This window comes from Rhizobium sp. KNZ2-6A, from assembly GCF_056755475.1.
Window position 1 is genome coordinate 55,063 of record NZ_JBNDIC010000009.1, and the last position, 14,453, is coordinate 69,515.

Sequence of the window (14,453 nt, forward strand, 5' to 3'; positions counted from 1 at the left end):
TGGCGGGTTCAGTCCTTGAGCGCCCGACGGACGTCGGGATCCTCGAGCGTCTGGTCAAGCGTCTTTTCCGTTCGTTCGATGATCGCGTCGATATCGGCGTCCGTGCAGCAAAGCGGCGGGGCGTAACCCAAAACGCCGTTGTTGAAGGCGCGGATCACCAGGCCGTTTTCCCAGGCCCGGTCGAAAATCCGGCGCGACGGCTGGGCCTCCGCCGGCAGCGGCGTCTTTGCGGCCTTGTCCACGACCAGTTCGATCGCAGCCAGCATGCCTCGACCCCGGACGTCTCCTACCAGGGGATGATCTCTCAGGCTTTCGAGACCGGCCATCAGCCGTGCGCCGGCCTTTATGCCGTTTTCGAGCAGTCCGCCTTCGTAAAGTTTCAAGACTTCCAGGCCGACGGCCGCACTGACCGGATGGGCCGAATAAGTGTAGCCGTGACCCACGGCGGAGGCTCCCGCTCCATCGGCAATGACCTGATAGACGTGATCCGCCATGAAGACCGCGCCCATCGGAACGTAGCCGGAGGTAAGCCCCTTCGCCGTTGTCATGAAATCGGGAACGATCTCGTCTTCGGAACAGGCGAAAAGCGGGCCTGTCCGGCCGAAGCCGGTAATTACCTCGTCGGCGACGAAGAGAATGTCGAGCTCTTTGCAGAGGTCGCGCATGGCCTTCATCCATCCTTTTGGCGGGACAATCACCCCGCCCGAACCCTGGATCGGTTCGGCATAGAAGGCGGCAACCCGGTTTGCTCCGATCGCTTCGATTTTCGCCCTGAGTGCCGCGAGCGAAGCCTGAATGATGGCGTTCGCATCCTGCCCGACGGGATTGCGATAAGGATAGGGCGATGGAATCTTGTGCTGCCAGTCGAGCGGAACGCCGAAGCCGGCATGGAAGCCGGGCAGGGCGGTCAGCCCCGCGCCGACCGTCGAAGAGCCATGATAGCCCTGCTCAAGCGAGATGAACTGATCGCGCTGCGGTTCGCCGCGCGCAAACCAATAGTACCGGATGAAGCGGACGGTACTGTCGATGGCATCCGAGCCGCCCAGCGTGAAATAGATGTGGTTGAGGTCGCCGGGAGCACGTTCGGCGAGCTCGGCGGCAAGGCGGATGGCCGATTCGCAACCAAGACCGAAATAGGCCGTCGCATAGGGAAGCTCGCGCATCTGGCGAGCGGCGGCCTCCACGATCGTTTCGTGACCGTAGCCGGCGTTGACGCACCAAAGTCCCGCGAAACCATCTATCAACTGCCGGCCCTGAGCATCGGTGACCGTCGCTCCCTTGGCGGATGAAAGCACCCGCACGCCTTGTTGCTCATGGCCGCGATAGGAGGCGACCGGGTGCACCAGATGGGCGCGATCGAGCTCGATGAGGGAATTGCTGTACATGTTCTTCTCCGGATCAGCCGAGCGCCTGGTTGGCGAGGGCGAAAGTGGTGACGGTCGAGGAATTGCGGTTGATAACGGGGTTCGCCATGGTGATGCCGCCACCGACATGGACAAGCGAATGGCTGGCCAGCCACGGTCCAAGACCGGTTTCCGTGCCGGTGTCGACGCGCAGGAACGCGCCGGTTTTCCGGCTCATGAAGTGCGACAGCAGCGATTTCGCATCGTCGGTGTCTGGCGCAACGACCGGTCCCACGACCTCGCCTCGGCCGAAGGGACGAAGGCAAGCGAAGGCGGCGACTTTACCGTTACGACGGATGATTGCGAATTCACCCAGATCGGCAAATCGCGCAATAAGAGCGGAGCGGTCGGCGCCGAACGCCTCGCGGTCGAGGGCTGTAATTGCCGGAATATCGGCCTTTGTTGCCGCTTCGGTGTTTCCAGGCTTTTCGGTTGGTGCGACGGGCCCTTGGTGTTGAACGACGGCGCCGGTCTGGCAAAACCCCAGCTTTTCATAGAGAGGCAGGCCATCGGTGGTCGCGGTGAGACGCAGGGGACGGTCATCCGCGAGAGCCAAGGCGGCCTCCATAAGGCGGCGTCCCAGCCCGCGTCCGCGCATGCTTGCAGCGACGATCACCATGTTGATCGTCGCGCAGTCCGTTTCATAAGGCGTCAGGAGGGTGGTGCCGACCACCTCACCATCGGCCCCGATTGCAATCACACCCCTGCTGAGGTCTAGGGCGACTTTCCAGTCCTCCAGACGATGAGGCCAGCCGGCCTCTTGCGACAAGCGGACCGCAGCGTCCAAATGTTCCGGACCGAAAGGTCTGATTTCTATCTGTCGCTCCTGCATGGCGCTCCTCATATTTCTTTTGCGCAAGTGTCGGAGCGTCGGTGCCGGAAGATTATCTGAAGGCGATGCCCTTGACGGTATCTTTCGCCGTAGCTGCTTGCCCTTGCCGCATCTTATGCCGTCACTGTCGTTGACGACGATGCCGAAACTGGGAGCGAAAGGCGTCTTCGTCGGTCGTCCCTGCAAGCAAATGCCAAACCGACGCCGCTATACGAAACTTTCTGCTCCGAACCTCGCAAATTCAGTGGGCTCACACGCCGAAAGCAATCCTATTATCGTGTTCTCCACCAATCGCCTCGAGGGGCAGCACGTAAGGACGAAGCGCATGACCACCTTCCGCCCGAAATATATCACCTTCGATTGCCACGGCACGCTCATCAATTTCCAGATGGCGGAAGCTGCCCGTGACCTCTATGGCGATCGCCTCGACGAGGCGGCCATGCTGCAGTTCATCAACAATTTCGCTGCTTATCGGCTCGACGAGATCATGGGCGCCTGGAAGCCTTATGCTGACGTGGTGCACAATTCGCTCGAGCGGACGTGCAAGCGCAACGGCGTTGCCTTCAAGGAGGAAGACGCCAGGATGGTTTATGAGCGCGTGCCGACTTGGGGGCCACATGCCGACGTTCCGGCTGGCCTTGCCAAAGTGGCGAAGGAAATTCCGCTTGTCATCCTGTCGAACGCGATGAATAGCCAGATCATGTCGAATGTCGCAAAGCTCGGCGCGCCCTTCCATGCCGTCTACACGGCAGAGCAGGCCAATGCCTATAAGCCGCGCTTCCAGGCCTTCGAATACATGTTCGACATGCTGGGCTGCGGCCCGGAAGATATCCTGCACTGCTCGTCTTCCTTCCGCTACGACCTCATGTCGGCGCATGATCTCGGCATCAAGAACAAGGTCTGGGTCAACCGCGGTCACGAGCCGGCCAATCCTTATTACGGCTATGTCGAAATCGCCGGCATTTCCGGTCTGCCCGGCGTCGTGGGGCTCTGAGAAAGGGCAACCAGATGAAGTATTCCTCTTATTGGCACGATACGGCTCCCCGCTTTGCGGGAGCTGCCGCCGGTCCCGTCGAGGGGCATTATGACGTCGTCGTCGTGGGCGGCGGCTTCACCGGGCTTGGCGCCGCCCGCCAGCTCGCCCTCGCCGGCGCGAAAGTCCTTGTTCTGGAGGCCGAGACCGTCGGCTTCGGCGCGTCCGGGCGCAATGGCGGCCATCTGAACAATGGTCTGGCGCATAGTTACATCGCGGCAAAGGCGGAATTGGGCAAGGAGCGGGCCATCGCGCTCTACCGTGCATTCGATGCTTCGATCGACACGCTCGAAGCGATCATCGCGGAAGAGGGGATCGACTGCAATTTCCGTCGCGCGGGCAAGCTGAAGCTTGCCTCAAAGCCGCAGCATTTCGAGGGGTTGGCGAGGAATTTCGAAGCGGTGCATGCCGAGGTCGATCCCGATACCGCGCTGCTGTCCGCCACCGATCTCAAGGATGAGATCGGTTCGCCGTTCCACGGCGCGATGCTCTCGAAGAAAAGCGCCATGATGCATATGGGCCGCTATGTCGTCGGATTGGCCGAGGCGGCCAGGCGACGCAGTGCTGTTATCGTGGAGGGCGCTGCCGTGACGGAGCGCAGCCAGGCCGGCGGCAGGCATGTGCTCAAGACAGCCAAGGGCACGGTGACCGCCGACCAGGTCATGATCGCGACCGGCGCCTATACGACAGCCAATTTCAGTTACTTCCGCCGCCGCATCATGGCGGTCGGCAGTTTCATCGTTGCGACCCGGCCCTTGACCGATGCGGAAATTGCCTCGGTAATGCCCGGCAATCGCACCTGCGTGAATACGATGAACATCGGCAACTACTGGCGTCTGTCACCGGATAACAGGCTGATCTTCGGAGGGCGAGCCCGCTTCTCGGCGACGTCGGATCAGCGCTCCGACGCCAGGAGCGGCGAGATTCTTCGCGAAAGCCTTGCCCGCATATTTCCCCAGCTCGCCGGGGTCGAGATCGATTATTGCTGGGGCGGTCTCGTCGACATCACCAAGGACCGCTATCCGCGCGCCGGCTATCATGACGGCATCTGGTACGCCATGGGCTATTCGGGCCATGGCGCGCAGCTTTCCACGCATCTCGGCATGACGATTGCCGATGCGATCCTGGGAAGGCCTGATCGCAACCCGCTCAAGGGGCTCGATTGGCCCGCCGTTCCCGGCCATTTCGGCAAGCCATGGTTCCTGCCCTTGGTCGGCCTGTATTACAAAACGCTCGACAGATTTCAGTGATATCAGCCGGCGGCGGGTTTTGGCGAAAGCGTCATCGCAAAAGAGGGTGGTCGCGCTTGCGCCAGCCGCTAGCGCATTTCGGCTTTTCTTCGAATCGCGAAAACGCCCTATCTTATTGTTTTTCTTCGTATTCCGGACGGAAAACCGCTGCGACCTTTTCCTGGAACTGCTCTAACTTAAATGTGGAATCGTTGGCCTGACATACAGGTTACTCCCGACGCAGTTCCATGGTTCAGAAAGCCAGCCTAGCCACTCTTGGCGCCCAACCCCCTGAAGATGAGCGCTATTATCCTCGCCGACTGAGCATCCCTATCGGGATGGGATGGAATCTGCCAAAGTACTCCCAGAAGCATCAAAACGTCGTCGGCATTTGCTCCGGGATCAATCACACCTGAGGCCTGACATGCGTCCATGAGGGAACGCACCGCCAAGACTATTTGCCGATAGGTCTCGCGTTCATCATACTCAGAAATGGCGCCCTGCAGAAGTTTTGCTACTCCGCGCTTCATCGCACTGGAAACTGCCAACTGGGCACACCATAGACGAAACGCCTCAAGCGGAGGGTGCTCATCCAGGAGTGTGGATGCAAGAGCCACAACGGCGCTGATCTCCTTGCGGTAGATGGCCAACGCCAGAGCTTCCCGCGTCGGGAAGTGGCGATAGAGTGTGCCTTGCCCAACTCCGGCTGCCTTGCTGATAGCGCTGAGTGGAGTTTCGGGATTGGCGGTTAAAGCCTCCCGCGCCACCTCAAGTATACGATCACGGTTGGCGCGGGCGTCTGCTCGCAATCCATCCTCTTCTCCAGCCATATCGCCTCTTGACTAAACGGACAATTGTCCGCTACGTAACGATAAGCGGACATTTGTCCGAATATAGCGTGTACGGAGATGGACATGCAATATGCTAAGCTCGGCCGGACGGGCCTCGATATTTCGCCTATCTGTATTGGCTGCATGGGGTTCGGAGAACCGTCCCGAGGCTACCCCTCTTGGTCACTCGACGAGGAGGCAAGTCGACGCCTCATTCGCCATGCACTTGAGGCGGGCATCAATTTCTTCGACACCGCCAATCTGTATTCAAATGGTTCCAGCGAGGAGATCCTCGGTCGGTCGCTGAAGGACTTTGCTCACCGTGAAAACGTTGTAATCGCCACCAAACTCAGCGCACCAATGCGCGACGGACCTAATAGTATAGGGCTATCGCGCAAGGCGATCATGACCGAGGTCGATATGAGCCTCAAGCGCCTGGGCACCGATTATATCGACCTCTACCAGATCCATCGTCGTGACAGGACTACCCCTTGGGAGGAAACGCTCGAGACCCTGAACGATGTCGTCAAGGCCGGCAAGGTCCGATACCTCGGTGCATCGTCTATGATGGCCTGGGAATTTGGCAAAGCGCTACACCTGCAGAAATCCAACGGTTGGGCCCGGTTCGTGTCCATACAGGATACCTACAATCTGCTTAACCGCGAAGAAGAGCGCGAGATGCATGCGCTTTGCATCGACGAAGGGGTACAGACCATTATCTATAGCCCTCTCAACCGTGGTCGACTGGCCAGACCGTGGGGAGAGACCACGCCAAGAGCGGAAATCGAAGCCGTCTACAATCTGGGTGCAGCCACTGCCGACAGCGACGAGCTGATTATCGACGTGGTGGGCGCCATTGCGGAGGAACGGGGCGTCGGGCGGTCAATGATTGCGCTTGCCTGGCTGCGTCGCAATCCTGTGGTGGCAGCTCCGATCGTTGGTGCGCTGAAAGCAAAACATATCGATGACGCTGTGGCCTCCCTGTCGATCAGCCTTACCGATGACGAGGCTGCAAGACTGGAGGCGCCATATACGCCGCGGCTCGACCATCAGGGAGTGTCAGACCCGGCCATCCTGCGGCGGGCCGCTGAAGCTGCTACAGGACACAGCATCAGCCGTCTCCCGGTCCGGGCATCGCTCGCCAACTGACGTCAGCTCTCAAGCGCGCCTTAGCCAAGATCGTACGTCTCCTTCCCACCAATCTTGGACATGTCCATATCAGTCTTGCAATAGCGGCTTAGGGCCATCAGCGGTCACGACTGAGAAATGTGGAACCGTAAAATTTTCGGCGATTCCACATTTACGCTGGTGGCTGGCGCGCTTGCGACCCCTTTCAGTCTGACAAGCGGCAGCTCAGGTAAGGCCACCGATGTGGAAGGCCTTTGTTTCCAGATATTCCTCGATGCCGAGCTGCGAACCTTCACGCCCGAGTCCTGATTGCTTTATGCCGCCAAACGGTGCGACCTCCGTGGAGATCAGTCCGGTATTGAGGCCGACCATGCCGAATTCGAGCGCTTCACCCACTCGCCATGCGCGCTTCAGGCTCTCCGTATAGAAATAGGCTGCAAGCCCATAGGGCGTGCCGTTGGCGATGGCGATCGCCTCGTCCTCCGTCTCGAAGCGGAAGAGCGGCGCGACCGGGCCGAAGGTCTCCTCGGCGGCGAGTTGCATGGCGGTGGTGGCCCCGGTCAGGACGATCGGTGCGGTATATTGCGGGCCGGTCGGCAGGTCCCGCTTGGCTGTGACGATCGTTGCGCCCTTCGAAAGCGCGTCGTCGACATGGCGATTGATCTTGGCGATCGCCGCTTCGTTGATCATCGGACCGATCGCAACACCGGCTTCGGTGCCCGGACCGACCTTCATGGCATCGACGCGGGCTGCGAGCTTCTTGGCGAAAGCATCGTAGACGCCGGCCTGGACCAGGATGCGATTGGCGCAGACGCAGGTCTGGCCGCCGTTGCGGAACTTGGAGACGATCGCTCCCTCGACGGCAAGGTCGAGATCCGCGTCATCGAAGACGATGAAGGGAGCATTGCCGCCGAGCTCGAGGGAAAGCCGCTTGATGCTGCTGGCTGCTCCGCGCATCAGCAGCGAGCCGACGGGCGTGGAACCGGTGAAGGAAATCTTGCGCACGGTCGGATTGGCAAGAATCTCGGCGCCGATCTCGGACGGCATGCCGGTGACGATATTGATGACACCGGCCGGAATGCCGGCCATTTCCGCAAGCACGCCGAGCGCCAGGGCCGAGTAGGGGGTGAATTCGGAAGGCTTCACCACGACCGTGCAACCGGCCGCGAGCGCCGGCGCAAGCTTGCGCGTGATCATCGCATTCGGGAAATTCCAGGGCGTGATGATGCCGCAGACGCCGACCGGCTCCTTCAGCACAAGAATGCGGCGGTCGGGCGTCGGGGAGGGAATGGTCTGTCCGCCGATGCGGCGCGCTTCTTCCGCGAACCACTTGACGAAGGAGGCGCCGTAGCGGATTTCGCCCCGGGCTTCGTCGAGAGGCTTGCCCTGTTCGATCGTCAGGATGAGCGCGAGATCGTCGATATGCTCGAGCATCAGATCGTGCCAGGCTTCCAGCTGCGCCGCGCGCTCGGCATGGGTGCGCTTCTTCCAGGGGGCATAGGCCGCCTCTGCGGCCTCGATCGCCGCCCGGGTCTCGTCACCGGCCATATCTGGCACGGTTCCGATGATGGCCTGCGTTGCCGGATCGACGACAGCAACAGTCTTGCCCGAGCGGGCCGGAAGCCAGTCGCCACCGATCAGCGCCTGCTCACGGAACAGGGATGGCATTTTCAGATTTTGCATGTTCGGATCCTTGATGAGACGTCAGATTGCGGCGAGCAGCGCGGCGGTGATCGCGTCGGTCCGGTCCTTGCCCGGAACCGTGCCGATACCGCTTGCGGTTGTCGCCTCGATCGCCGCCATGACGGCATTTGCCGCGTCCCGCTCGCCCAGATGTTCGAGCATCATGGCCCCGGACCACACCGTTGCGATCGGGTTGGCGATGCCGAGATGGGCAATATCGGGCGCCGACCCGTGCACAGGCTCGAACATCGACGGAGCGCTGCGCTCGGGATTGATATTGGCCGATGCCGCGAAACCGAGGCCGCCCTGGATTGCTGCGCCGAGATCCGTGAGGATGTCGCCGAAGAGGTTGGATGCGACGACCACGTCGAGGCTTTCCGGCGCCATCACCATACGTGCCGCCATGGCATCGATGTGGTAGCTCGTGACCTCGACATCGGGATAATCCTGCGCGAGCTGGCGGGTGATTTCGTCCCAGAAGACCATCGAATGCTTCTGGGCATTGGATTTCGTTACCGAGGCGAGCTTGCCGCGCCGGGCCCTTGCCTGCTCGAAGGCGAAACGCAGAATGCGCTCGACGCCTTTGCGGGTGAAGATCGACGTCTCGACCGCGACCTCATCGAGCGTGCCTTGATGAATGCGGCCGCCCGCGCCGGAATATTCTCCCTCGGTATTTTCACGGATGCAGAGAATGTCGAAGGCGGTAGCCTTGAGCGGCCCCTGGACGCCCGGCAGCAGGCGGTGCGGGCGAATATTAGCATATTGCACGAAGTTCTTGCGGATCGGCAGTAGCAGCCCGTGCAGGGATACCGCATCCGGCACTTCGGCCGGCCAGCCGACGGCTCCGAGCAGGATGGCATCGAAACCGCGCAGCGTTGCGATGCCATCGGAGGGCATCATGGCGCCGGTTTCCTTGTAGAAGGCGCAGGACCACGGAAATTCGGTGCCGTCGAGCGTAAAGCTACGGGTGCCGGCCGCCTTTTGCAGAACCGACCAGGCAGCGGCGGTCATGTCGCGACCGATGCCATCACCCGGTATCAAAGCGATCTTATGGGTTTTCATGTTCGCTGTCCTCAAAGACTGATCAAGACGCTCTTGCTCTTGCGATTGGCCTGAAATGCCTCACGGCCGAGATCCTTGCCGATACCGGATTGCTTGTAGCCGCCGGTCGGCAGGATGTGGTCACGTGAGCGGTTATAGCGATTGACCCAGACGGTGCCGGCTTGCAGACGGCGGGTCAGCCGGATGGCGCGCGAGAGGTCGCGGGTGAAGAGGCCCGCCGCGAGCCCGTAGCTCGGATGGTCGGCAAGCTGCAGGGCTTCCTCTTCGTCCTCGAATGTCTGGAGCGTCAGCACCGGGCCGAAGATCTCTTCGATGATGGCAGGAGAATTTTGATCGATGCCGACTATCAGAGTCGGGGCGTAGAAATAGCCTGGCGCGTCCATGCGCGTGCCGCCGGCAAGGCATTCCGCGCCGGCTTCGATAGTGGCGGAGACGATCGTATCGATGCGCTGTGTCTGCTTCTCCGAGATGATGGGGGAGTACCGGCTCGCCGCATCCCAGGTAGGACCGGGAGCGACGTCCTTCATCCGCTTCCGGATGGCGTCGATCAGCTGTGGCGCTATCTTCTTCTCGACGATCAGCCGCGATCCGGCGACGCAGGCCTGGCCGGCATTGCCGATAATACTGGCCGTAACCGCAGCCGCGGCCTTGTCGAGGTCCGCATCGGCAAAGACGATCTGGGGGCTCTTGCCGCCGAGTTCCAGCGTCATCGGCTTTACACCCGTGCGGGCGATGTTCTCCATGATGGCCGATCCAGCCCGGGTCGAGCCGGTAAAGCTGATCTTGGCGATCTCGGGATGGCCGGTGATCGCCTGGCCGGTCGTCATGCCATCACCCAGCACCACATTGATCAGACCGGCTGGAAGGCCGGCGCGAACGGCGAGTCGAGCCAAATAGATGGACGAAAACGGTGTCATTTCGGACGGCTTCAGGACGACGGCGTTTCCGGCGGCCAGCGCCGGGCCAAGTTTCCAGGCGGCCATGTTGATTGGAAAATTCCAGGGCGTGATGGCGCCCACCACCCCATAGGGTTCCGTCATGATCATGCCGATATTGCCGTCGTCGGTCGGCACGAGGTCGCTGCCTTCCTTGTCGGCGAATTCGGCAAAGAAGCGGATCTGCTCAGCCGAAATCGCGATATCGCCATCGACGAGCTGGCCCACGGGTCGCGTCGAAGCGACGGCCTCCAGCCTCGCCAGCGTTTCGGCTTCCTGTTCGATGAGATCGGCCCAGCGGTGGAGCACGTTCAGGCGCTCGCGCGGGCGGACGCCGCCCCAATTGCTTGCCTTCAATGCGGCCTTGGCCGTCTGCACAGCCTGGTCGACGACGGAGGCATCCGCGACCGGGCATTCGGCATAGGCCTTGCCATCCGACGGGCGGTGCATGGGAATGACACCGTTCGCGGCACTGAAATGCTCGCCGATAAAATGTCCGACGGGAAGCGAAAGACTGTCGGGATCGAAGCTCAGGTCCATAATGATACCTCCGGTCAATTTACCGAGATGCTATAGGATCGGCGAAGTAGCTTGATCCGATCGCGTCGATTACCGCGGCGGAAAAACCCGTTTTGAGGCGGTCCGGCAGCGTATTCTTCGGCAAGGCCGACGGCGCGGGTTGAAAGCCGCGCCGTGGCCTCAAGGGGTAACGGTCACGTAGATCTTGCGGACCGTTTCGATCGTCTTCCAGATGCCGACGAAGCCCGGCTTCATGACGAAGCTGTCGCCCGCTTTATAGACGACGGGTTCACCGCCGTCCGGGGTCAATTCGACGATGCCGGAGAGAATATGGCAGAATTCGAAGGTTTCGCCCTTGATCGAACGGCTGGTGCCGGGGGTCGCCTCCCATACGCCAGTGTGCACCGTCTCGTTGCGGGCGGTATCTTGTGCCCAGGTCTTGAGTTTCGGATCGCCCGAGATCAGCCGCTCCGGAGCGACAGCGTTTTCGCGCGGCGTGAAGGCGGGGTTGGGATCGATCGTCTTCAGGAGGGACATAGGGTTCCTTTCGAGGGTGAGGTCAATAACCGCGGCGGCGGTCGGCAAGGCCGAGCGGGTCCATGCCCGCCCGGATCCGCTTGATATTGTCGATGACGGCGCGCGCGGCGCTATGGGGCTGGGTGACGCTCGCGATATGCGGCGTCAGCAGGATGCGTTCGTGGTTCCAGAACGGATGTCCGGCGGGCAGCGGTTCGGGATCGGTGACATCGATCACGGCGCCGGCAAGCCGGCCACTATCGAGCGCGGCCAGGAGATCTTCCGACACGAGCTGCGGTCCGCGGCCGACATGCACAAGGCCCGCGCCCCGCGGCAGTTTCTCGAAGAGACCGGCGTTGAGAAAGCCACGTGTCTCGTCGGTCAGCGGTAGGAGGCAGATCAGGATGTCGGTCGTGGAAAGCATGGCCTGGAGCCCCGTTTCGCCGGCGAAACAGGCAACGCCTTCCAGTTCGCGTTGGCTGCGGCTCCAGCCGGAAAGCACAAAGCCGAACGGCTTCAGTCTTTCAAGCACGGCCTGTCCAAGGTTCCCGAGCCCCAGCACGCCGATGCGGCGTTCGGTTGCCTGAACCTGTGGCAAGGCATTCCAGACCTGACGGCGCTGCTGGCTGAGATAGGCCAGCAGATTGCGGTGGAGCGAAAGGACGCCAAGCGTCACATATTCCTGCATCATGCGGGTGATGCCGTCTTCGACCATCCGGACGATTTTTACGTGAGCGGGGATCTGTGCCGCGTCGAATTGATCGATGCCGGCGCCGATGGAAAACAGAACGTCGAGATTGCGGTAACGTGGCAAGTCGTCAGGAACCGTCCAGCTTATCAGATAGCGCACGGCGTCGGGATCGACCGACAGCGGATCCATGGAAAACGAGATATCCGGCAGCTCCCGGGCGAAGGCCTGCTGAAAGATATGGCCGCGGCGGGCATCCGAATTAAAAAGGAAGGTCATGGGCTGTTCATCCTTCGGTCTTGCGGCATCACGCGCGGCAACGGCGGCCGAGAGCCTCGATCATGGCCTGGCAGGCGGCGAGTTCGTCCATGAGGATGAATTCGTTCGGTTTGTGCGCACGCCCGATATCGCCCGGACCACAAATGATAGCTTCGAGGCCGGCGTGCTGATAGAGCCCTGCTTCGGTGCCGTAGCTGACGGCCGCCAGCGGCTCGATATCAGTCAGCTCGGTCAGCAGACCGGCAAGGGGGGCTGTCCGTGAAAGGGAGAGGGCGGGATAGGAGCTCAGCTCCTCCCATTGGACCTGAAATCCCCGATGTTCAAGCGCGGCAGCGGCCTCGCGCACCGGTAAGAGCAGTGCTTCCGGGTCCGCGCCGGAAATTGCCCGTGCTTCGACTTCGAGCGTGCAGAGTTCCGGAATGATGTTAAGGGCTTGGCCGCCGTGAATGGTGCCGACCGAGATAGATGAATAGGGCGGCTCGAACTCCGCTTCGAATGGTCCCTGGGCAAGAGAATGCGCGGTCGAAACGGCTGCCTGCAAGACCTCGGCGGCGGCATGAATGGCGTTGAGACCCTGGTCGGGCCGTGACGAATGACCGGAGCGTCCCTTCAGGATGATGCGGGCGGCGGACTTGCCCTTGTGTGCGAGGATGGCGCGCATGTTGCTGGGCTCTCCGACAATGACGCCGAGCGGCGTTTGGCAAAGCTCCGGCAGGCGTGCAATGAGATGCGGCACGCCGCGGCAGCCGGCTTCCTCGTCATAGGAAAAGGCAAAATGGATTGGCAGCAGGAGGGGGCTCGCCGCGAGCATCGGCGCAGCCGCCAGGGACGCGGCCAGAAAGCCCTTCATGTCGCTGGTGCCGCGGCCATACAGCCTTTCGCCATCGACCCGCAGCACGAAGGGATCGCTTACCCATCCCGCCTCGTTGGCCGGAACGACATCCATGTGACCTGAGAGGACATAACCCGGCTTGTCGCGAGGGCCGATCGTTGCAAATAGGTTCGACCGGTCGCCCTCCGGGCCGGGAGTAATATCGACCGTAGCGCCGAAGGACTTCAGGTAGGCGCCGATCCACTCCACGACGTCAGCATTCGGCGTTCCGACGACGGAATCGAAACCGACCAGTTTTGCCAGGATGTCCTGTACCTGCATTGGTGTTGCCAATCTCCGATTGCGCTCTAGACTTGCGCAGGTGACGTTTCGATCAAGGGAAAGGTTAAGCGTCCGCCAGAAGAATACCTGCCGAAAGCGTGGCTCATACGGTCAATTCTTGCGTCGGTATTTGCATACGCAGTGAAATGTTTTGCGCGGTCTCGGCTAAGGTCGCCAAAGCATGATGCCGGCTTGCGCGAACAAGCAGCCGGAAGACCGGATGGCGGCTGGACCACGAATGGATACAAAAGTACCCGAAAAACTGCATGTCGATGCATTCGAACTGCGTTTTGCCGACATAGCAGATGTCGCTCTGTCACAGCTTCAGGCTCTCTCGATCTCGGTCGGGTGGCCGCATCGATCGCAGGACTGGCAGCACCTGCGGGATGTCGGCCGCGGCTTCGTGGCGCTTGACGAAATCGGCAGGGTTTCCGGCTCGACCATGTGGTTTCCGCATGGAGAGAACTTCGCCACACTCGGCATGCTGATCACCGCGCCGCGCCTGCAGACGAATGGTACGGCCGAGTGGCTCGTCAAGCGGATGCTGGAGGAGTGCCATCAGAAGCGATTAAGGCTGAATGCGACAAGGGCGGCGCGCCGGATGTGCGCGACACTCGGGTTCATGCCGAAACAGACGGTCTTGCAATGTCAGGGGGAGGTTCTATCCGTGCCCGAAGTCGGCAATATCAAGCCGGGGCTTCGGCTGCGGCGGCTCGAACGCAGCGATCTGGATGTCGTTGCGGCCCTGGACGAGCCCGCTTTCGGTACGCTGCGCCACCACCATCTCAAGAGATTGTTTGAAAGCTCCATCTGCTACGGTCTTTATGAGGGCGAAAAGTTGATGGCTTATTCCATGCGCCGCCGCTTCGGCCGCGGTCATGTCGTCGGTCCCGTCGTTGCTTATTGCGAGGAAGATGCAATTTCCGTCGTTCATCCGCATGTCCTCGCGCATGTCGGCGGTTTTCTCCGGCTCGATACCCATTACGGTACCGGCTCATTCGCCGGTTTCGTCCAGCAAAGCGGCATGTCCGTCTTCGATACCGTGACAACAATGGTTTCTTCCGAAGCCGCCGCCTATGGCAGCCCGAACACAGGTTCTCCGATCGTATTTGCACTTGCGTCGCAGTCTTTCGGATAATTGCGAAGCGGTCTTCGCGCAATAA

The 14,453-nt window shown here is 61.1% G+C and carries 13 protein-coding genes; 4 read left to right on the forward strand and 9 right to left on the reverse strand.

What is annotated here, in order from left to right; all coding sequences use genetic code 11:
• Window positions 1–8: 8 nt before the first annotated feature.
• Together ACPYOP_RS08645 and ACPYOP_RS08650 are read right to left on the reverse strand one after the other, a co-directional pair.
• Window positions 9–1,385, reverse strand: a complete 1,377-nt coding sequence (locus tag ACPYOP_RS08645) for an aminotransferase class III-fold pyridoxal phosphate-dependent enzyme (protein WP_481409976.1) — start codon at window positions 1,383–1,385, stop codon at window positions 9–11.
• A 13-nt stretch (window positions 1,386–1,398) separates the two neighbouring features.
• Window positions 1,399–2,235 carry a GNAT family N-acetyltransferase gene (locus tag ACPYOP_RS08650; RefSeq protein ID WP_481409977.1) on the reverse strand — a complete coding sequence of 279 codons (837 nt, stop codon included), beginning with the start codon at window positions 2,233–2,235 and terminating at the stop codon, window positions 1,399–1,401.
• Between the two features lie 325 nt (window positions 2,236–2,560).
• Between ACPYOP_RS08650 and ACPYOP_RS08655 the strand changes: the two genes are divergently transcribed.
• The gene (locus ACPYOP_RS08655) at window positions 2,561–3,229 is read left to right on the forward strand and encodes a haloacid dehalogenase type II (protein WP_481409978.1); all 669 of its coding nucleotides are present in this window, start codon (window positions 2,561–2,563) and stop codon (window positions 3,227–3,229) included.
• A 14-nt stretch (window positions 3,230–3,243) separates the two neighbouring features.
• Window positions 3,244–4,518, forward strand: a complete 1,275-nt coding sequence (locus tag ACPYOP_RS08660; RefSeq protein WP_481409979.1) for an NAD(P)/FAD-dependent oxidoreductase — start codon at window positions 3,244–3,246, stop codon at window positions 4,516–4,518.
• Between the two features lie 245 nt (window positions 4,519–4,763).
• Here ACPYOP_RS08660 and ACPYOP_RS08665 read toward each other — a convergent pair whose 3' ends face one another.
• The gene (locus ACPYOP_RS08665) at window positions 4,764–5,327 is read right to left on the reverse strand and encodes a TetR/AcrR family transcriptional regulator (protein WP_481409980.1); all 564 of its coding nucleotides are present in this window, start codon (window positions 5,325–5,327) and stop codon (window positions 4,764–4,766) included.
• Window positions 5,328–5,411: 84 nt separating this feature from the next.
• On the opposite strand from ACPYOP_RS08665, the gene ACPYOP_RS08670 reads away from it, so the two are divergent.
• The gene (locus tag ACPYOP_RS08670) at window positions 5,412–6,476 is read left to right on the forward strand and encodes an aldo/keto reductase (RefSeq protein ID WP_481409981.1); all 1,065 of its coding nucleotides are present in this window, start codon (window positions 5,412–5,414) and stop codon (window positions 6,474–6,476) included.
• Between the two features lie 204 nt (window positions 6,477–6,680).
• On the opposite strand, the gene ACPYOP_RS08675 is transcribed toward ACPYOP_RS08670, so the two are convergent.
• The 6 genes from ACPYOP_RS08675 to argE all read right to left on the reverse strand — a co-directional run bounded on the left by ACPYOP_RS08675 (window position 6,681) and on the right by argE (window position 13,290).
• Complete coding sequence (locus tag ACPYOP_RS08675; protein ID WP_481409982.1) at window positions 6,681–8,138, reverse strand: NAD-dependent succinate-semialdehyde dehydrogenase; 1,458 nt, start codon at window positions 8,136–8,138, stop codon at window positions 6,681–6,683.
• Between the two features lie 21 nt (window positions 8,139–8,159).
• Window positions 8,160–9,200 (reverse strand): tartrate dehydrogenase, encoded by a 1,041-nt coding sequence (locus tag ACPYOP_RS08680; protein ID WP_481409983.1) that lies wholly within the window; start codon window positions 9,198–9,200, stop codon window positions 8,160–8,162.
• Between the two features lie 11 nt (window positions 9,201–9,211).
• Complete coding sequence (locus ACPYOP_RS08685; protein ID WP_481409984.1) at window positions 9,212–10,675, reverse strand: aldehyde dehydrogenase family protein; 1,464 nt, start codon at window positions 10,673–10,675, stop codon at window positions 9,212–9,214.
• A gap of 159 nt (window positions 10,676–10,834) precedes the next feature.
• Entirely contained in the window at window positions 10,835–11,191 is a 357-nt protein-coding gene (locus tag ACPYOP_RS08690; protein WP_481409985.1) for a cupin domain-containing protein, read from the reverse strand.
• A 22-nt stretch (window positions 11,192–11,213) separates the two neighbouring features.
• Window positions 11,214–12,137 carry a 2-hydroxyacid dehydrogenase gene (locus tag ACPYOP_RS08695; protein WP_481409986.1) on the reverse strand — a complete coding sequence of 308 codons (924 nt, stop codon included), beginning with the start codon at window positions 12,135–12,137 and terminating at the stop codon, window positions 11,214–11,216.
• Window positions 12,138–12,165: 28 nt separating this feature from the next.
• Window positions 12,166–13,290, reverse strand: coding sequence for an acetylornithine deacetylase (gene argE, locus ACPYOP_RS08700; protein ID WP_481409987.1), 1,125 nt, complete (start codon window positions 13,288–13,290; stop codon window positions 12,166–12,168).
• A gap of 238 nt (window positions 13,291–13,528) precedes the next feature.
• Here argE and ACPYOP_RS08705 point away from each other — a divergent pair, with 238 nt between their 5' ends.
• Entirely contained in the window at window positions 13,529–14,428 is a 900-nt protein-coding gene (locus ACPYOP_RS08705; RefSeq protein ID WP_481409988.1) for a GNAT family N-acetyltransferase, read from the forward strand.
• Window positions 14,429–14,453: the final 25 nt, after the last annotated feature.